The sequence below is a fragment of the Streptomyces sp. NPDC050418 genome (assembly GCF_044458745.1).
Classification (GTDB): domain Bacteria; phylum Actinomycetota; class Actinomycetes; order Streptomycetales; family Streptomycetaceae; genus Streptomyces.
This window is the reverse complement of record NZ_JBITIG010000001.1, coordinates 522,025-540,006: the sequence shown is the minus strand read 5'-3', so window position 1 is coordinate 540,006 and position 17,982 is coordinate 522,025. Positions and strand designations below refer to the sequence as shown.

Genomic DNA, 17,982 nt, shown 5'->3' with positions numbered 1-17,982 from the left:
GTTCACGCGCGCGGTCCGTCAGAACAGATGGATCGCCAAGTGACCCAGCGGCAGCCCCAGTTCCCAGGCGGGCGTCCACACCTGGTCGTCCTCGTCGACCTCGATCCCGCCGCGGTGCCACTGCAGCGAGGTGTCGAGATCGGCCGCGAGCAGCTCGGTGCGCTGCAGCCACTCCCAGGTGTCCGTCGCGAGTGCCAGATCCGGTCCGCCGCCGTCGTCGGCCCGCCGCTCCATCCGCTCGCGCACCCACTCCTGCCAGGGATGGCCGTACGCGGTCAGGGACAGCCATTCGTCGAGCTGGGACACCACACGGATGCCCGAGAGCTCGTCGGCCTGGTCGGACAGATAGATGGTCAGCGCGAGGGTCTGGCGGCCGGCCCGGTACTCCAGCGTGCTCGACGGGACGAGGTCTCCGGTGCGCAGCAGTTCATCGGCGATGTACTCCGCGTACAGCCATGCCATCGGCACGGCCAGTTCGCCGGTACCCCTGCCGTTTCTCCTGTCGGGCAGCAACCGATCCACCTACTCCCTTTCCTCCGCCCCCGCGGGACCCCCTTCGAGCCCCGGGAGGCAGCCTTCACCGTCGGGCACGCACATGGGTCCGGCTTTACTCAACTGGACACAGTGGTTTCGAATTCGACCCCTCCGCGGCTGCACGGAAGGGGCGCTGCGAGCCCTGTGGTACGTACGGTGCGCCAGGGTTCCGGCGCGCTCGACTCCGCTTCACACTACGGGTGCCGAGGCCGCCGCACGCGCCAGGATCCGGGGGTTCGGAGGGTGAGAGTGCTCACGCCGGGAAGCGGGCCGCGGGTCAGTGCGCGGGTCCCGCGCCGTATCCCGGCAGGACTGTCTTCAGACGCCGAAGCGCGTAGTACGAACGGGACTTGACGGTTCCCGCGGGTATGCCGAGCGCCTGCGCGGCCTCCGTCACCGACTGGCCGCGGTAGTACAGCTGTACGAGAACGTCCCGGTGCTCGCGGCGCAGGGTCGTCAGCGCCTCGCGTACGTCGAGGGCCATCACCGAGTGCTCCTCGTGCCCGTCGCCGACGACCCCGAGGAGCACGTGCTCGATGCCCTCCGCGCCGACCTCGGTGGGGCGGGCGCGCCGGGCGCGGCGGGCGTCGATGGCCAGGCGCCGGCCGACCGTGAAGAGCCACGGCCGCATCGACTCGTGGTCGGTGCGCAGCGCCTCGGGATGCTGCCAGGCGCGTACGAGCGTCTCCTGGACGAGATCCTCGGCGCGCTGCCGGTCGCCGTACGTGAGGGAGAGCAGGAAGCCGAACAGGGCACGTCCATGGGCTTCCTGCAGCTCGGCCAGTTCCTGCTCGGGGGTGCGGGTGGGGTGCTCCAGGGCGGTGGTCACCGTTGACTCCTCCGATCGGTCGCCGTCTCCGCGTCGCGCGTCGCCGTGAACGTAATGGCGCGCCGCGAGCGTGCGGAGCGCCTGGACGGCGGCAGTCGAGCGGGCGGCCGAGCGGTGCGCCGAACGGTTCCCGCGCAGGTCGAGCGGTGCGACGAGCGGTGCGACGAACGGTGCGGCGAACGGTGTGACGAACGGCGGGCCCGGCGATCCGTGGTGATTCGGCCAAGACGTTCGATATCAACGGCAATCGCGGCAAAGCTCCTTGACTTCCCGTCAGCACCCGGATGGATTCGGACAGGGATATGTCCTCATTCGATCCATATCGATCAAGGGAAGTCGCTTTCGATGACTGAACGCACTGGATCACTCCGTGCACGATCCGCCCGCGCGCTGCTCGCCGCCGTGCTGACGGCCGCCGCCGCGGGCTGCGCCGCCGAGCAGCCGGCGCCCTCGACGGGGCCCGAGTCCTCGAAGAAGCCGCCCGTCCCGTCCGCCGCCGGCGGCCCCGCACCCGCCGCCCCCGAGGGCTTCACCCTGGTGGCCTCGGGCGACGTCCTGCCGCACTCCTCGATCATCCGCCAGGCCAATGCCGACGCGGACGGCGACGGCTACGACTTCCGTCCGATGCTGAGCGGCGTCAAGCCCGTGATCTCCCGCGCCGACGTGGCGATCTGCCACATGGAGACGGTCTACGGCGCCGACGGCGACTACACCGGCTACCCCGCCTTCAAGTCACCGCCGCAGGTCGCCGCCGCGCTGGCCGCGACCGGCTACGACTCCTGTTCCACCGCCTCCAACCACACCCTCGACGCGGGCGCCGCCGGGATCCGCCGGACGCTCGGCGCACTCGACAAGGCCGGCGTGCGGCATGCCGGTTCGGCGCGCAGCGCGGCCGAGGCCAAGCGGCCCACGATCATCGAGGCGGGCGGCGCGAAGGTCGCCCACCTCGCGTACAGCTACGGCACCAACGGCTATCCGCTGCCCACGGGGCAGCCCTGGGCGGTGAATCTGATCGACGAGGAGAAGATCGTCGCCGATGCGCGCGCGGCCCGCAAAGCGGGCGCCGACGTGGTCGTCGTCAGCCCGCACTGGGGCACCGAGTGGCAGGACGAGCCCGACGCCCGTCAACTGCGCCTCGCCAAGCGCCTGACCGCCTCGACGACCCGCGGCCGCCCGGACATCGACCTCATCATCGGCACGCACGCCCATGTGCCGCAGCCGTACGAGAAGGTCAACGGCACCTGGGTGATCTACGGGATGGGCGACCAGATCGCCGGCGAAATGATCAACTACTCGGGCGCGCACGACCCGCGCGGCAACCAGGGCACGATCGGCCGCTTCACCTTCACACCCCCCGAGCAGGCGGGCGGCCGGTGGCGGGTGGCCAAGGCGGAGTTCATCCCCCAGTGGTTCGACACCGACGACGGCCGCGTGGTCAACCTCAACGCGGCGATCAAGAAGGGCGCGGACTACGACGACGTACGGGACCGTATCCGCCGCGTGGTGCTCAGCCGGGGTGGCGCCAAGCAGGGTCTGCTGATGGGAAGTTGAGAGAGCGGCGCCGATTGGCCGCGGGCCGCATCCGGAGTTCCGGATGCGGCCCGTCGCGCTGTACTGAGCGCTACTTGCCGGCGTCCTCGGTCTGCGCCTTGGCGAGTTCCGAGCGGCGGTAGGAGTAGCCGAAGTAGATGAGGAGGCCGATGACCAGCCAGACCGCGAAGCGCAGCCAGGTCTCCCAGGTGAGGTAGGTGATCAGCCAGATGGAGAAGGCGACGCCGAGCAGCGGCACCACCGGCATCCCGGGGCAGCGGAAGGTGCGCGGCAGGTCGGGCTGCTGGTAGCGCAGCACGATCACCGCGACGCACACCACGACGAACGCCAGCAGGATGCCGATGTTGGTGAGCTCGGCCGCCTCGCCGATCGGCAGGAACGCGGCGATGGCCGCCGAGGCGAAACCGACGATCCATGTGACGCGGATCGGCACGTGCCGCGTCCGGTGCGTCTTGGCGAACCACTTGGGCAGCAGCCCGTCACGGGACATCGAGAACCACACACGCGTGACGCCCAGCATGAAGGTGAACATCACGGTGAGGATGCCGATGATCGCGCCGACCGCGATCACGTCCGCGAGCCCGCCGAGCCCCACCGACTTGAACGCGGTGGAGAAGCCGCTCTCCGGGTCGACCTCCTTGTAGTTCTGCATGCCCGTGAGGACCAGACAGGCCAGGACGTACAGGACCATCGAGATCGCCAGCGAGTAGATGATCGCCTTCGGCATATGGCGCTGGGCGTCCTTCGACTCCTCGGCGGCCGTACTCATCGCGTCGTAGCCGAACACGGCGAAGAACACGGTCGCGGCGCCGGTGAACGCGCCGCCCACCCCGAACGGGAAGAAGGGGTTGTAGTTCCCGGTGTCGATGTGGAAGAAGCCGACCCCGATCACCAGGAGGACGACAAGGACCTTCAGGACCACGACGACGGTCTCGAAGCGGGCCGCGTTCTTGATGCCGAGAGTGAGCAGATAGGCCACGAACAGACACAGGACCGCGGCGAACAGGTCCACCTTGTGCCCGTCGCCGGTGCCGGGCGCACCCAGCATCCACGCGGGTAGCTCGGCCCCCATCTCCTCGACGAGGAAGTTGAAGTAGCCGGAGATGCCGATCGCGACGACCGCGACGATCGCCGTGTACTCGAGCAGCAGGTCCCAGCCGATGAACCAGCCTGCGAGCTCACCGAGCACCGCGTAGCCGTACGTATAGGCGGAGCCGGCCTTGGGGATCAGGCCCGCGAACTCCGCGTACGAGAAGGCCGCCGCGGCGCTCGCGACGCCCGCGATGAGGAAGGAGACGAGGACGGCGGGACCGGCCGTGCCGCTGGCCACGGCGCCCGCGAGGCTGAAGATTCCGGCACCGATGATGCCGCCGACGCCGATCGCGGTGAGCTGCCACAGACCCAGCGATCGGGTGAGCGCGCCTCCGCTCTCGGTCTCTTCGATGTGTTCGATGGGCTTGCGGCGCAAGACACCTTGTCCGCTGCGCAATGGGGCCATGAGCGGTCACCTCGGGGTGGGGGGACGGGCGTTCGCTGACGGCCGGTCATGATGACGCAAGGGCGGCGGGTGGGGAAGACGCCTTGCCCTGGGAACTGCGAGGTCTGCGCCGGATTACGGCAGCGGGGTTACGGCACCACCGTGACGGGCCAGCGGCCCGCCTTGACGAGGCGGATCGCCACGGAGCCGACGATCCGGTGCCCGGCCTGCTCGGAGGCGCCGACGATCACCGCATCCGCCTTGAGCTCGTCGGCAGCGGTGACCAGGCCGTTGTAGGGGTCGCCACGGAAGGTGTGGAACTCCCAGCGCACCGAGAAGATGTCCTTCACCCGCTCGGTCGCCTCCCTGATCTCCGCGATCAGCCCCTCGGCGATCTCGTCGGTGATCTCGCCGACGGGCGCTCCGAGCGCCGCTCCGGCCGCCATCACGGGCTGCACGTAGACCACGGCGAGCAGCGCGTTCTGCCGCCGGGCGAGGCCGCCCGCATAGGCCGCGGCCCGCAGGGACGTATCGGAGCCGTCCACCCCGACCATGATCACCTTGGGGCCGTCCGTACCGCGCTCGAACCGTGTCGCCTGCTCTTCGCTCACAAGCGTGAGGCTAGCTCAGGAGGCCGCGCCCATGACCCTGCGGGCCGTTCTCGACGGGCGCCCCGGCGCACGCCTTCTTAGGCTCGGTCCATGAGCGCCACCGTCGAAGCCGCCATATCCGAGGGCCGGACCCGTCCGGCCGACCGGCCGGGACCGGCCGCCGGGTTCCTCCACAAGGTGCCCGACCTCTTCGCGACCTTCTTCGGACTGCTCGGCGTCTACTGCGGCGTCCTCGCGGTCATCGCCCCGCTGCGCCGACTGGCCCTCCCCGTCACGCGGGCCCTCGACCACGCCACGATCCCGGTCAGCACCAACCTCGCGTACGCCCTGTTCCTACTGCTCCTCGCGGCGGCCTGCGCCTCCCGCAAGACCATCGCCTGGCGGCTCGTCGTCGCGTATCTCGGCGTCCTGCTGATCTGGGACGGCATCCGGATCGCCCAGGGGCACTGGTCGGAGGTGCTGATCTCGGCGATCGTCTGCGGGATCGCCCTGGTCGTGCTGGTGCTCGCGCACCGCGAGTTCTACGCGCAGACGCGCCGCGGCCAGTTCCTGCGCGCCCTCGGTGTGCTCGCCGGCGGTCTCGGCGTGGCGATCCTGGCCGGCTGGGGCCTTGTCGAGCTGTTCCCCGGCACGCTGGAGCGCGGCCACCGCTTCCTGTGGTCCGCGAACCGTGTGCTCGGCGGTCTGGTCTCCGGACAGCAGTTCAACGGCACGCCTCCGCGCGCCCTCTACTTCTTCCTCGGCCTGTTCGGCGCGCTCGCGCTCCTGAACGCCGCCTTCACCCTCTTCCGCTCCCAGCGCCTCGAAGCCGCGCTGCACGGCGACGAGGAGCCGCGGATCAGGGCGCTGCTCTCGGTGTACGGCGAGAACGACTCGCTCGGCTACTTCGCGACCCGTCGCGACAAGGCCGTCGTCTTCGCACCCAACGGCAAGGCGGCCGTCACCTACCGCGTCGAGGCCGGAGTCTGCCTCGCCAGCGGTGACCCGGTGGGCGACCCGGGCGCCTGGGACCAGGCCATCGAGGCCTGGCTGGAGATCGCCAAGCGGTACGCGTGGGCGCCCGCCGTGATGGGCGCGTCCGAGGAGGGCGCCAAGGCCTTCGCGCGCCAGGGCATGGGCGCCCTCGAGCTCGGTGACGAGGCGATCCTGTACGTCCAGAAGTTCGACCTGGACGGCCGCGACATGCGGGTCACACGCCAGGCCGTCAACCGCGTCAGGCGCACGGGCGCGACCTGCCGCATCCGCCGCCACTCCATGCTCACCGACGCGGAGATGAAGCAGATCATCCAGCGCGCGGACGCCTGGCGCGACACCGAGACCGAGCGCGGCTTCTCGATGGCGCTCGACCGGCTCGGCGACCCGCAGGACGGCGACTGCCTCCTCGTCCAGTGCCACGATGCCGAGGGCGAGCTCCTGGCGCTGCTGTCCTTCGTGCCCTGGGGCAAGGACGGCATCTCCCTGGACCTGATGCGCCGCGACCGCAGCGCACCCAACGGCGTCATGGAGTTCATGGTCGCCGAACTGTGCGCCACCGTCGGCAAGCTGGGGGTGCGCAGGATCTCTCTCAACTTCGCGGTCTTCCGTTCCGTCTTCGAGGAAGGCGCCCGGATCGGCGCGGGCCCGGTCCTGCGCCTGTGGCGCAAGCTGCTGCTCTTCTTCTCGAAGTGGTTCCAGCTGGAGGCCCTGTACCGCTCCAACGCGAAGTACGACCCCGAGTGGTACCCGCGTTTCATCTGCTACGGGGACGCCGGTTCGCTCGCCCGGGTCTCGCTGGCCTCCGGGATCGCCGAGGGCTTCGTCTCCGTACCGAGTCTGGGCACCCTGTGGGGCAAGGGGCACACGCCCGCGACCTTCGTCCAGCCGACGACCACCGCCGGCCTGCCCTCCATCGAGGAACTCGGACTGGGCGCGGCCGAGTCGGCCTCGGACGATCCGCACGCGGGCCTGCCCGACCAGGTCCGCATCCGCCACCGCAAACTGGAACGCCTCCAGGGCCAGGGCATCGACCCGTACCCCGTGGGCATCGCCGAACGCACCCATACCCTCGCCGCTCTCCGCGCCGCCCACCCGGATCCCGCACCCGGCTCCCGTACGGGGGAGCTGGTCACGGTCGCGGGCCGGGTCATGCTGATCCGGGACTTCGGCGGCGTGGCCTTCGTGGTGCTGCGCGACTGGTCCGGCGACCTCCAGCTGGTCTTCAGCCGGGAACACGCCGACGCGCTCGGCACGTTCACCGACGCCATCGACATCGGCGACCACATCACCGCCACCGGCGAGACCGGCACCTCCGACAAGGGCGAGCTCTCCGTCTTCGTCACCGACTGGCAGCTCACCGGCAAGTGCCTGCGCCCGCTGCCCGACAAGCGCCGGGGCCTCGCCGACCCCGAGGCGAAGGTCCGCCGCCGCTACGTGGACCTGGTCGCCAACCCGGACGCACGCGAGGTCGTGCGGGCCCGCTCGACCGCCGTGCAGGCGCTGCGCCAGGGCCTGTTGGAGCGCGGCTACCTCGAGGTCGAGACGCCGATGCTGCAGCAGATCCACGGCGGCGCCAACGCCCGCCCGTTCACCACGCACATCAACGCCTACGACCTGGACCTCTACCTCCGTATCGCACCCGAGCTGTACCTGAAGCGGCTGTGCGTCGGCGGTCTGGAGAAGGTCTTCGAGATGGGCCGCACCTTCCGCAACGAAGGCGTCTCCTACAAGCACAACCCCGAGTTCACGATGCTGGAGGCCTACCAGGCCTTCGCCGACTACGACGTGATGCTGAACCTCACGCGCGAACTGATCCAGGGCGCCGCCACCGCGGCGTTCGGCTCCGCCGTCGCCCGCAAGGCCGACGCGAGCGGCAAGCTCGTGGAGCACGACATCTCCGGGCCGTGGCCGGTCAAGACGGTGTACGGGGCGATCTCCGAGGCGCTCGGCGAAGAGGTCTCCGCCGATACGGAACCGCCCGAGCTGCACCGGCTGTGCGACCGCAGCGGCGTCCCGTACACCGGCGAGATGGGCCGCGGAGACGTGGTCCTGGAGATGTACGAGCGCCTGGTCGAGGAGAAGACCCAGCTGCCCACCTTCTACAAGGACTTTCCGACCGACGTCTCCCCGCTCACCCGCCAGCACCGCACCGACCCACGGCTCGCCGAACGCTGGGACCTCGTCGCCTACGGCACCGAACTGGGCACTGCCTACTCGGAGTTGACCGACCCGGTCGAGCAGCGCCGCCGGCTCACCGCCCAGTCGCTGCTCGCGGCCGGCGGCGACCCCGAGGCGATGGAGCTCGACGAGGACTTCCTCGACGCCCTCGAATACGCGATGCCGCCCACCGGCGGCCTCGGGATCGGCGTGGACCGGCTCGTCATGTTCCTCACGGGCCTGACGATCCGCGAGACCCTGCCGTTCCCCCTTGTACGACGCCGCTGACCGGCGCGCATCCTGGAGCGGTTCCAACAGGTGCTTCTGTCCGCGCCACCGTGTTGATGAGGCCCGCACGCAGTCGGCCGTGCGAGGTAGTAGTCATGAAAAAGGAAGAAATGCTTCCGGGGCGCAGAGCGCTGCTGCGCGGTGCCGCCCTCGTCTCCCTCGCCACGACAGCGGGCTGCTTCGCGCCCTCCCGGCCGACGCGGCCCGCCCCCGGCCCGGCGGCCGGCGCCCCCGCGCTGGCCCGTCCGCAGAAGCCCTCCGCGTACCGGCTCAGTCCCCTCACCGGATACGGACCGTCCCGCGGTCTGCCCGCCGCCGCGCCGGTCCGCTCCAAGCCGATCCTGCGTCTCGCGAGCCGCGACCGGACCATGGTGCTGACCTTCGACGACGGGCCCGATCCCCGCTACACGCCGGGGATCCTGCGCACCCTGCGCCGCCACAACGTGCGCGCCATGTTCTTCGTCTGCGGCGAAATGGCCGCCGAATCCCCCGATCTGCTGCGGGAGATGATCGACGACGGGCATCTCATCGGCAATCACACCTGGACCCATCCCCAGCTCCTCAAGATCGGCCGGTCCGCCGTCCGTCAGGAGATCGAGTCCACCAGCGAAGTCGTACGGCGCACGGTCGGCCAGGCGCCGATGTGGTTCCGGGCGCCGTACGGGGCGTGGAACCGGAACGCGTTCGAGATCGGCGCCCGCCTCGGCATGGAACCCCTGGCGTGGACGACCGACTCGCTCGACTGGACCGAGCCCGGCACCCGCACCATCGTCAACAACGTGCTGCGCGGGGCCGGTTCGGGAGTCGTCGTCCTCAACCATGACGCGGGCGGCAACCGCAGTCAGAGCGTCGAGGCGCTCCGGGTCTATCTGCCCCGGCTCCTCGACGACGGCTACCGCTTCGGACTTCCGAAGCGGAGGTCCGTATAGCGAAGAATGCGCTCGCGCATGCACGAGGCCCTGCGGAAGAAATATCCGCAGGGCCTTTCCTCGTTCGTTCCGTCCGGCTCTTCGCTATTTCACCTCGACGAGCCGGGCGAAAACGACGACGTTCCCGTCGTAGCCGTCCTTCTTCGTGAATCCGCCACCGCAGGTGATCACCCGGAGTTCGGGCGTCCCATTGGAGTTGTAGACCTTTCCACCGGGGAAGTTGGCCTTCGAGAAGACTTCGACTCCGTACACCTGGAACACCGCGGTCTTGCCGTCCCTGCGCGCGATTTCCACGTGGTTTCCCTTTTTGAGAGAACCGAGACCGTAGAACACCGCGGGGCCCTGGTTGTTGTCGACATGGCCGACGATCACCGAGGTGCCCTTCTCGCCGGGGGAGACGGCGCCGGTGAACCAGCCCGCGAGGTTCGGATCCTCCGGCGGCGGCGCGTCCACCCAGCCGTCCGCGTCCAGACCGACGGGCTGGATCGGCGCGTTCACCTGGATCTGGTCGATGCTGATCCGCTCGGCGATCGAGAACGGCAGCGCCTGCGGCCGCACCGCCTTGGGCTCCCCGGCCGTCACCGCCTCGGCGGCCGCCGCGGCGGCGGGCTGCGGCGGTCCGACGGTGAATTCTCCGGAGCCGTTGCGGATCAGGGCGAGGCCGGTCAGCAGAACAAGCGCTATGACTCCCCAGGGGGCGCGCTTCTTCTGCGGCTCCTCCTCCGGTACGCCGTATGCCGAATCCATTCACTGTCCCCTCTCGACGCGGCGGTCGGGCCGCGCCGTATGCGCATGGAAGAACGCTAAGTGGATTGTTCACAGGCGGCGATCGGTCGGACGCGAACGGGTGGTGCGGAAGGGGCGCCTGCGCCATCCGAGTCGACTTGCCGAGATCATTTCTGACGGTCTGTGACCTGCGGAGATATCCCGACGCGCGGAAAGGCGCTCGGCGTGTCGCTCACCGGGACGGACCAGCCCCGAAATGCGGGCCCGCGCAGGGCGTTCAAAGGTCTGATCTGAAAGGCGCTCTCGCCGATTGACCGGGGAATGTTCTCCGGGGCGTCTTTCGCGGAGGTCCACATGCGTACTACTCGTGCCCTGGCGGCCCTGGGCGTCGCCGGTGCTTTCCTCGGACTCGCAGCACCGACGGCCGGCGCCTGGGACGGGAGCACCATCAGCGTCGACCCGACCGTCGCGGGCCGCGGCGCCCACGTCGCGGTGAACATCACCGCCCATGAATGCAAGAACGGCGGCACCGTCTACTCGAACGCCATCGAGCACGGCAGCGCCCCTCTCACCGGGACGTCCAATGGTGCCCACGCCAATGTGAAGGTCAGTCACAGCGCCTCGCTCGGACGCCATGACGTCACCGTCAACTGCGGCGGCTCCTCGGTCACCAAGCCCCAGGCGCTCACGGTGATCGGTCCCGCCCAGGGTGGTACGGGCGGTTCCTTCGTCAGCCGGGCCACTCCCACCGACATCGCGATCGGCACCGGCCTGGTGACCGCCGCGGTGGCCGGCGGCGGAGTGTTCTGGCTGCGGCGCCGCGGTGACGCCAAGGCCTGACCCACGGACTTCGCCCCCGGGATCACGGTGATCCCGGGGGCGAAGTGCTGTGCTCTGCGGGGAAGCCGGTGCTCAGGAGTGGTCGCCGCTGCCCGCCGGGCGGCGGCGCGCGAAGTGCAGCGCCGAGCCGAGCGCGCCCGCGATCAGCAGGGCGCCGAAGGCGATCTCGCCGAAGTCGAGGTCGGCGAGGCTGCCGCCGAAGCCGGCCTTCACTCCGTGGTGGACCGGGGGATTGGTGGGGGTCCAGCCGCCGTTGTTGCCGGAGGCGATGGTGAGGTCGGTGGTGCCCGACTCGTTGCCGCACTTGAACGTCACCGTGTACATCGCACCGGGTTTCGCGTCCCAGTCGACCGTGGCGGTCGCGGTCTGGCCGGGGCGGATATGGACCTCGTCGAAGACGCCCGCGGAGGCCTTGACGGTCTCCGAGCAGCCGTCCGCCTTCAGTGTCACCTGCCCCCCGGCCGCGATCGTCGACGGCGTCACACTGAACCCGAACGACGTGATGTTGTTGTCCTTGGGCGGCGCCGCCTGGGCGACCGGCCCCGTCAGCGTCATGGCGCACAGGGTGGCAGGGGCGATCAGGGCGAGCGGGATGGTGCGTATCGCAAACATGGTGAGTCCTCCGGGTCCCCGAGGAGCAGCCGCGGACCGTACCGCTGTTGCCGGAAATGCACCTCGATGCCCGAAACGCTAGGGAGCGCGCCGGGGGCCCGCGATCGGTGTCGTACGAATGGGGCATCTCCGTGGGCCGTTGGTGGGACGGCGGGTGTGGCGCGGCGCGTCCGGCGGCGCATCGTGTGCGAGTGGCGTTGACTCCGAACTGGGAACTGACGCCGGATCAGGACGCGCGGGGGATGAGGCGCGTCCGCTCGGCGAGCCAGGGGAGGTTCTTCTCCAGGCCCGGGCGCCAGACCTGCCAGTTGTGGCCGCCTGGCAGCTCCATCAGCCGCACCTGCATGCCCGCCTTGCGTGCGGCGTCGTACACGACCTTGGCCTGCGGCCGGTAGACGCTGTCGTCGGTGCCCGCGACGAAGACGCCCGCCGTGTCCGGGAACGTCCGCCGCGCCATCACCTCCAGCGGACTGACCTTGCGGTACGCGGCCTCGTCGCCGCCGAAGACGGACCGCACGGTCTCCTCGTGGCTGCCGAGGGTGGGCTCGGCCTCTCCGGAGATGTCGATGAAAGCGCCGTACCGCTGCGGTGCGTTCACGGCGATCTGCAGTGAGCAGGTGCCGCCGTTGGACAGACCGGCGATCGCCCACTGCGTTCGGTCCTTCGCGGTCTGCAGATGGGTGGTGATCCAGTGCGGCACGTCCTCGGCGAGGTACGTCTGCACGTTGCCGCGCTTGCCGTCCACGCACAGCGGGTTGTCGAACGGCGAGCCGAGCGGGTCGGCGACCACGACGATGGGCGCGAGTCCGCGGTGCTTCGCCGCGAACGCGTCCATCGCCGTGGGCAGCTGCCCCGAGGTGATCCAGTTCTCGGGGGCGCCCGGCTGGCCCGGCATCAGGACCAGGACCGGGAGCAGCGGACGCGGTGAGGCGCGGTAGGCGGGCGGCAGATAGACGTACGCGGTCTGCGCCTCGAAGCCCGACTTCGTGCCGGGGATCGGGGTTCGCGACACCGTGCCCTGCTCCGGCAGCCCCTTCGGGGGGTGCCAGACGTCCTCGATCGTCCTGCCCTCGGGCACATCGAGCACGGGTTCCTCGGTGCCGGTCGCGTCCTTCAGGCTGACGGTGTCCGGGCCCAGGAGCGTACGGATGGTCGGGTAGTTGTCGTAGTAGATGTTCACCTGGTTCATCGCGTACAGGGCGACGAGCAGCGCGGCGAGTACGGCGCCAAGGCGCCCGGGCCAGTGCAGGAAGCGCATCTTGAACGCGGCGAGCAGCAGCCCGAGCAGCAGGAGCCCCGTCCGGAAGAGGACCTCGAAGGGCAGCTCGTCGGGAAACGGCTGCCACCAGTCGTTGACGATCACCTTCGCGAGATACGTGAGCAGCGCGGCGAGGACGAAGGCGGCGGGCAGCCACCGGGTCCACCAGCGCCGGTCCCGCGTCACCAGGAGGAAGGCGAGCGCGAGCAGGCCGAGGACGCGCAGGGTGACGGGGAGCCATCCGTCGACGAGCGACCAGTCGAGCGGGCCCGAGGCGAGGAGCGGCTGGTCGGGCGGGCCCGAGGTGAGGAGTGCTGCCGTGGGTGGTGGCGCTGTCGGAGCCGTCACCACACGTGCGCCCCTGGCCCGCGCCACTCGACCAGATGGGGGTCGTCGAGCGCCATGTCGGCGTCGCCCAGTCCGGCGCGGCGCAGGAACTCCACGAGGTCCGCGTCGCCGTACGCCGTCCCGAGCACCACGCCGCGCACCTCGACCCGGCGTCCGGGATGGCCCGGGCGGGGCGGGTGGACCACGATCGGCGCTTGCCAGGACATGCCCTCAGGGTGCGTCAGGCGATGCAATTCGGCCATTTAGCCACCACCGGGATTCCCGGGGCCTGTGAGGCCGGTGAAACAGAAGGCGAAACCGCACTTCACCGGCGTTCGGGAGAAGCCCGGGAAAAGAAATCTTGAAGTGCTTTGAACACACCAGCCGTCCCCTTGCGTACCTAGGGCCATGTGCGGCGCATCACGGCGCGGCACCACCCGAGCGGACCATGGGAGTTCACGATGAAGACCTGGCGGAGCGCCTCGATCGCGGCGGCTGCGGCCCTCCTTGCGCTGACGACGGCGTGCGGTCAGGAGAAGGGGTCCGACGAGCCGAACGGCCAGAACGTGGGGAACGCGGCACCGGCCGAGGGCGGCTACGGGGACGGATACGGCGGTGCCGAGGGCGCGGGTGCGGACGCGGCCGAGGCGGAGCCCGCGGGCCAGCTCGCCGTCTGGGAGAGCAAGGAACTGGGCAAGGTCGTCACCGACAGCGCGGGATTCACCCTCTACCGCTTCGACAAGGACACGGCGAAACCGCCGAAGGCCACCTGTGAGGACGACTGCGCGACGGCCTGGCCCGTGGTCGCGGCCGACGACGCGAAGGCCGCCCCTGGCGTCGACGAGGCGCTGATCGGCTCCGTCAAGCGGTCCGACGGCACCGAGCAGCTGACCATCGCGGGCTGGCCCATGTACCGGTACGCACAGGACAAGAAGCCCGGCGACGCCAAGGGCCAGGGCGTGGGCGGCACCTGGTTCGCCTCGGCGCCCGACGGCAAGAAGGCCGCCCCCGCCGCGGATACGGGCGGCGGCGAGCAGGCCGACCCTGCGGGCCTGACCACCCGCGACGACCCGAAGCTCGGCGAGATCGTCGTCGACAAGAACGGGATGACCGTCTACCGCTTCAAGAAGGACTCGGCCTGGCCGATGAAGTCCGCCTGCACCGGCAACTGCCTGGAGAACTGGCCGGTCGTCGAGCCCGTCGACAAGAACGACACCAAGGGCATCCTCAAGAAGGGCTTCGTCACCTTCAACCGTCCCGACGGCCTCAAGCAGCAGACCATCGACTGCTGGCCGCTGTACACGTACGCCGGCGACAAGGCGCCCGGTGACACCAACGGGCAGGGTGTGGGCGGCACTTGGTACGCCGTCTCGCCCGAGGGAAAGATCGTCGGCGCTCCGAAGTAGGGAGCGGGCCACAAGCCTGGGTCAGGACGGCGGGAACGAAGGGAGGCAGAAGTCAGCAGGGCACAGAAGCCCGCAATACGGGCCGGTTCCGCCACACCCCCCTGTGGTGGTGGAACCGGCCCGTATTGTTTGCCTGGAGTCGCGGGCCCGGATACCGGGAATTCCAAAAGGCCTTGCGCATCGGCGAGCGAAGTCGGGTGGGGAAGAGGGGAGTCGAGTTCCACCGCACCGAACTACCGCAAAAGTGACGAGAATTCGTCTGCACGTGCAGCTGCAGGTGCACATGCCGGAGGCAGTGACCGAGAACGGACGAGCAATTTCCGGTTCGACTCGACCCGCCCACCACCGATCAGTAGCCTCGCCTCGAACACCGGCTCGGAACCACCCCCGAGATGTCGAACAGGGAGACACTGATGGAGCGACCCGCCTGGGCCCCGCGGGGCATCGACATTTCGGTGCCGAGCGTTTCGCGTATCTATGACTACTACCTGGGTGGTTCGCACAACTTCGAGTCGGATCGTGAAGCGGCCCGCAAAGCCATGGAGTTCATGCCGGGGCTGCCGAAGATCATGCAGGCGAATCGTGCCTTCATGAGACGGGCCGTGGGGCACGCGGTCGAGCGGGGGATCACGCAGTTCCTCGATATCGGCTCCGGTATCCCCACCTTCGGCAATGTCCACGAGGTCGCCCAGGAACTGCACCCGGGCGCCCGCGTCGTGTACGTGGACCACGACCCCGTCGCCGTCGCGCACAGCGAGGCCGTGCTCGACGGGAACCCGGACGCGGCCGTGCTCGCCGCCGACCTGAGAAAGCCCCAGGAGATCCTGGACAGCCCGAAGCTGTCCGGCCTGATCGACCTGGACCGCCCCGTGGCGCTGCTCCTCGTGGCGGTCCTGCATTTCATCGAGGACTCCGACGACCCGTCCGCGGCGGTCGCGCAGCTGCGCGAGGCGCTCGCGCCCGGCAGCCTGCTGATCCTCACGCACGCCTCGTACGACGGGATACCGCTCGCGCAGGAGAAGGCCGGCGGGATCGTCGGGGTCTACAAGGACATCCGCAATCCGCTCGTCATGCGCGGACGGGCCGAGATCGAGCGGTTCTTCGAGGGGTACGAGATGGTCGAACCCGGCCTTGTCTCCATGCCGCACTGGCGCCCGGACACCCCGCCGGAGCAGGAAGATCCGTATGCCTTCTCGGGTTACGCGGGTGTGGGGCTGCTGACGTGAGCGGAGCAGAGGTCGCCGAAGGGGCGGACGGGCCGGATTCGCGGCTGCGGCGGTTCGTCACGATCTGGGGCCGCGCGGTCTTCCCCGTGACGGCCACGTCGCGGACGCGCGCCGAGTTCGAGGCGCAGCTGTTGCCGCTGGCCGAACAGCTGCGTGACGCGCTGACCGCGCGCGCCTTCGACGCGGAGGCCGGACGCCGGGCGGGCGCGGCACTGATCGAGGCGCACTGCACCGACCCCGAGGCGCTCACCCGGACGCTGGACGTCGTCGACGCGTACCTCGTCCTGTACTGCGGCAGCGAGGAGGAGGCCGGGCGCGAGGCGCACCGGGCGCGCTCCGCGCGGCTGCAGCACGCCATGGCCGGCGGCTTCGCCGCGGCGCTGCGCGAGCGCACCCGCGGCGAGCAGGAGGCGATCTCGCGCGCCGCGCTCACCGCGCGGCAGGCGGTCGCGGAGGCGCTGCACACCAGCGAGGCGCGGTTCCGCGCCGTGTTCGAGGGCGCGGCCGTCGGCATCGGGATCGCCGATCTGGACGGCAGCATCCTCCAGGTCAACGAAGCGCTCAACACCATGTTCGGCGCGGGCGGCATGAACGCCTCGCTGCGCGGCCGCAAGGTCTCCGACTGGACCCACCCCGACGACGCGCCGCAGGTCTGGCGGCTGTACGAGGAGCTGGTGCAGGGCAGACGCGACCACTACCGCGTCGAGAAGCCGTACTACCGCGCCGACGGCACCGTCCTGTGGACCAATCTGACGGTCTCGCTGCTGCGCGACGCGGATGGCAACCCGCAGTACCAGCTGGCCCTGATGGAGGACACCACCGAGCGGCGCCTGCTCAACCTGCGCCTGCGCTACGAGGCCACGCATGACGCGCTGACCGGGCTGCCCAACCGCACCCTGTTCTTCGAGCGCCTGGAGAAGGCGCTCGCGGCGGGCGAGGGGCGGCGCTTCGGACTCTGCTATCTCGACCTCGACGGCTTCAAGGCCATCAACGACAGCCTCGGCCACGCGGCCGGCGACCGGCTCCTCGTGGAGATCGCGGACCGGCTGCAGGCGTGCGCGACCCGGCCCGGCGAGATGGTGGCGCGGCTCGGCGGCGACGAGTTCGTGGCACTGACCACCGGACCCGACACCGAGCACGAGGTCGACGAACTGGCCTCGCGCATCCTCAGCATGCTCGCGATACCGGTCCGTATCGAGGGCCGCGAACTGACCGTGCGCGGCTCGATCGGCATCGTCGAGGGCCCGGCGGGCGAGCGCAGCCCGGCGGAGGTGCTGCGCAGCGCCGACATCACGATGTACCGGGCGAAGTCGGCCGGAGGCAACCGCTACGAGCTGGCGGACCCCGAGGCCGACGCCCGGACGATCACGCGCTACGGACTGACGACCGCGCTGCCCACCGCGCTGGCGCGCGAGGAGTTCTTCATCGAGTACCAGCCGCTGGTGAATCTGGCGGACGGCAGCGTACGGGGCGCCGAGGCCCTGGTCCGCTGGTCGCACCCGCAGCACGGCGTGCTCAGCCCCGACCGCTTCATTCCGCTCGCCGAGCACACGGGCCTGATCGTGCCGCTCGGGCGCTGGGTGCTCGACCAGGCGGTGAGCCAGGCACGCGAGTGGCAGGAGCGGCACGCGGACGCCGGGCCGCTGCGGATCAACGTCAATCTCTCCCCGCACCAACTGCACTACCCGGGCCTCGTCTCCGACACCGTGGAGATCCTGCAGCGCTCCGGTCTGTCCCCCGGCTCGCTGTGTCTGGAGGTCACCGAGTCCGCCCTGATCGGCGCGGACGACGACCTCCTGAAGCCGCTGCGGCGCCTGGCCGAGATGGGCGTCGACATCGCGCTCGACGACTTCGGCACGGGCTACTCGAACCTGGCGAACCTGCGCCGCCTCCCGGTCAGCGTCCTCAAGCTCGACCGGTCGTTCACCCAGGGCATGCAGCGCTTCCCGGTCGACCCCGTGGACCTGCGGATCGTCGAGGGCATCGTGGGCCTGGCGCACAGCCTCGACCTGTCGGTCACGGTCGAGGGCGTCGAGACCGGCGCACAGGCCGACCAGCTGCGGCAGCTGGGCTGCGACACGGCCCAGGGCTGGTACTACGCGCGGCCCGGCCCGCCGGACAGGCTCCACGAGTTGGCGCTGGTGGACGCGGTGGGGTGAGGGCCGAGCGGTGAGCCGGCCTGTCACAGCGCGCGAGGTCGCCTCGTCTCCTGGGAAAGGAATCGCCCTTCATCCCC

At 70.1% G+C, this 17,982-nt stretch carries 15 protein-coding genes; 7 read left to right on the top strand and 8 right to left on the bottom strand.

Annotated elements, in window-relative coordinates; all coding sequences use genetic code 11:
- Positions 1 to 18 precede the first annotated feature (18 nt).
- Both ACIBI4_RS02500 and ACIBI4_RS02495 read right to left on the bottom strand, forming a co-directional pair.
- Positions 19 to 462, bottom strand: a complete 444-nt coding sequence (locus ACIBI4_RS02500; RefSeq protein WP_399202007.1) for a hypothetical protein — start codon at positions 460 to 462, stop codon at positions 19 to 21.
- A gap of 349 nt (positions 463 to 811) precedes the next feature.
- Positions 812 to 1,363: a sigma-70 family RNA polymerase sigma factor gene (locus ACIBI4_RS02495; protein ID WP_399201666.1), complete on the bottom strand. Its 552-nt coding sequence runs from the start codon at positions 1,361 to 1,363 to the stop codon at positions 812 to 814.
- A 345-nt stretch (positions 1,364 to 1,708) separates the two neighbouring features.
- Here ACIBI4_RS02495 and ACIBI4_RS02490 point away from each other — a divergent pair, with 345 nt between their 5' ends.
- Complete coding sequence (locus ACIBI4_RS02490) at positions 1,709 to 2,914, top strand: CapA family protein (protein ID WP_399201665.1); 1,206 nt, start codon at positions 1,709 to 1,711, stop codon at positions 2,912 to 2,914.
- 70 nt (positions 2,915 to 2,984) lie between these two features.
- Here the strand turns inward: ACIBI4_RS02490 and ACIBI4_RS02485 are convergent, their stop codons facing one another.
- Together ACIBI4_RS02485 and ACIBI4_RS02480 are read right to left on the bottom strand one after the other, a co-directional pair.
- Complete coding sequence (locus ACIBI4_RS02485) at positions 2,985 to 4,412, bottom strand: amino acid permease (protein WP_399201664.1); 1,428 nt, start codon at positions 4,410 to 4,412, stop codon at positions 2,985 to 2,987.
- 128 nt (positions 4,413 to 4,540) lie between these two features.
- Positions 4,541 to 4,945: a universal stress protein gene (locus ACIBI4_RS02480; protein WP_399202006.1), complete on the bottom strand. Its 405-nt coding sequence runs from the start codon at positions 4,943 to 4,945 to the stop codon at positions 4,541 to 4,543.
- A 147-nt stretch (positions 4,946 to 5,092) separates the two neighbouring features.
- Here ACIBI4_RS02480 and lysX point away from each other — a divergent pair, with 147 nt between their 5' ends.
- Both lysX and ACIBI4_RS02470 read left to right on the top strand, forming a co-directional pair.
- On the top strand, positions 5,093 to 8,422 hold the full coding sequence (lysX, locus tag ACIBI4_RS02475) for a bifunctional lysylphosphatidylglycerol synthetase/lysine--tRNA ligase LysX (protein WP_399201663.1): 3,330 nt from the start codon (positions 5,093 to 5,095) through the stop codon (positions 8,420 to 8,422).
- Positions 8,423 to 8,517: 95 nt separating this feature from the next.
- Positions 8,518 to 9,351 carry a polysaccharide deacetylase family protein gene (locus ACIBI4_RS02470; RefSeq protein ID WP_399201662.1) on the top strand — a complete coding sequence of 278 codons (834 nt, stop codon included), beginning with the start codon at positions 8,518 to 8,520 and terminating at the stop codon, positions 9,349 to 9,351.
- Positions 9,352 to 9,435: 84 nt separating this feature from the next.
- Here the strand turns inward: ACIBI4_RS02470 and ACIBI4_RS02465 are convergent, their stop codons facing one another.
- Positions 9,436 to 10,098 (bottom strand): class F sortase, encoded by a 663-nt coding sequence (locus ACIBI4_RS02465; protein ID WP_399201661.1) that lies wholly within the window; start codon positions 10,096 to 10,098, stop codon positions 9,436 to 9,438.
- 333 nt (positions 10,099 to 10,431) lie between these two features.
- Here ACIBI4_RS02465 and ACIBI4_RS02460 point away from each other — a divergent pair, with 333 nt between their 5' ends.
- Positions 10,432 to 10,917 (top strand): hypothetical protein, encoded by a 486-nt coding sequence (locus ACIBI4_RS02460; RefSeq protein ID WP_399201660.1) that lies wholly within the window; start codon positions 10,432 to 10,434, stop codon positions 10,915 to 10,917.
- 72 nt (positions 10,918 to 10,989) lie between these two features.
- Here ACIBI4_RS02460 and ACIBI4_RS02455 read toward each other — a convergent pair whose 3' ends face one another.
- From ACIBI4_RS02455 to ACIBI4_RS02445, 3 genes are all read right to left on the bottom strand, one after another.
- Positions 10,990 to 11,529 carry a hypothetical protein gene (locus ACIBI4_RS02455; protein ID WP_399201659.1) on the bottom strand — a complete coding sequence of 180 codons (540 nt, stop codon included), beginning with the start codon at positions 11,527 to 11,529 and terminating at the stop codon, positions 10,990 to 10,992.
- A gap of 226 nt (positions 11,530 to 11,755) precedes the next feature.
- Complete coding sequence (locus tag ACIBI4_RS02450) at positions 11,756 to 13,135, bottom strand: alpha/beta hydrolase (protein WP_399201658.1); 1,380 nt, start codon at positions 13,133 to 13,135, stop codon at positions 11,756 to 11,758.
- Positions 13,132 to 13,341 carry a hypothetical protein gene (locus ACIBI4_RS02445; RefSeq protein ID WP_399201657.1) on the bottom strand — a complete coding sequence of 70 codons (210 nt, stop codon included), beginning with the start codon at positions 13,339 to 13,341 and terminating at the stop codon, positions 13,132 to 13,134. The genes ACIBI4_RS02450 and ACIBI4_RS02445 overlap by 4 nt, the downstream gene beginning before the upstream one ends.
- A 234-nt stretch (positions 13,342 to 13,575) precedes the next feature.
- On the opposite strand from ACIBI4_RS02445, the gene ACIBI4_RS02440 reads away from it, so the two are divergent.
- From ACIBI4_RS02440 to ACIBI4_RS02430, 3 genes are all read left to right on the top strand, one after another.
- Positions 13,576 to 14,520 carry an SCO0930 family lipoprotein gene (locus tag ACIBI4_RS02440; protein ID WP_399201656.1) on the top strand — a complete coding sequence of 315 codons (945 nt, stop codon included), beginning with the start codon at positions 13,576 to 13,578 and terminating at the stop codon, positions 14,518 to 14,520.
- Positions 14,521 to 14,933: 413 nt separating this feature from the next.
- Positions 14,934 to 15,746, top strand: a complete 813-nt coding sequence (locus ACIBI4_RS02435; protein ID WP_399201655.1) for an SAM-dependent methyltransferase — start codon at positions 14,934 to 14,936, stop codon at positions 15,744 to 15,746.
- Entirely contained in the window at positions 15,743 to 17,905 is a 2,163-nt protein-coding gene (locus ACIBI4_RS02430; protein WP_399201654.1) for a putative bifunctional diguanylate cyclase/phosphodiesterase, read from the top strand. The genes ACIBI4_RS02435 and ACIBI4_RS02430 overlap by 4 nt, the downstream gene beginning before the upstream one ends.
- Positions 17,906 to 17,982 lie beyond the last annotated feature (77 nt).

Bases quoted from the DNA above. Each gene is read 5' to 3' on its own strand.
- ACIBI4_RS02485 (WP_399201664.1), bottom strand. From the start codon at position 4,412: ATGGCCCCATTGCGCAGCGGACAAGGTGTCTTGCGCCGCAAGCCCATC.
- ACIBI4_RS02445 (WP_399201657.1), bottom strand. From the start codon at position 13,341: ATGTCCTGGCAAGCGCCGATCGTGGTCCACCCGCCCCGCCCGGGCCAT.
- ACIBI4_RS02490 (WP_399201665.1), top strand. From the start codon at position 1,709: ATGACTGAACGCACTGGATCACTCCGTGCACGATCCGCCCGCGCGCTG.
- ACIBI4_RS02465 (WP_399201661.1), bottom strand. From the start codon at position 10,098: ATGGATTCGGCATACGGCGTACCGGAGGAGGAGCCGCAGAAGAAGCGC.
- ACIBI4_RS02460 (WP_399201660.1), top strand. From the start codon at position 10,432: ATGCGTACTACTCGTGCCCTGGCGGCCCTGGGCGTCGCCGGTGCTTTC.
- lysX (WP_399201663.1), top strand. From the start codon at position 5,093: ATGAGCGCCACCGTCGAAGCCGCCATATCCGAGGGCCGGACCCGTCCG.
- ACIBI4_RS02435 (WP_399201655.1), top strand. From the start codon at position 14,934: ATGGAGCGACCCGCCTGGGCCCCGCGGGGCATCGACATTTCGGTGCCG.
- ACIBI4_RS02440 (WP_399201656.1), top strand. From the start codon at position 13,576: ATGAAGACCTGGCGGAGCGCCTCGATCGCGGCGGCTGCGGCCCTCCTT.
- ACIBI4_RS02455 (WP_399201659.1), bottom strand. From the start codon at position 11,529: ATGTTTGCGATACGCACCATCCCGCTCGCCCTGATCGCCCCTGCCACC.
- ACIBI4_RS02480 (WP_399202006.1), bottom strand. From the start codon at position 4,945: ATGGTCGGGGTGGACGGCTCCGATACGTCCCTGCGGGCCGCGGCCTAT.
- ACIBI4_RS02500 (WP_399202007.1), bottom strand. From the start codon at position 462: ATGGCATGGCTGTACGCGGAGTACATCGCCGATGAACTGCTGCGCACC.
- ACIBI4_RS02470 (WP_399201662.1), top strand. From the start codon at position 8,518: ATGAAAAAGGAAGAAATGCTTCCGGGGCGCAGAGCGCTGCTGCGCGGT.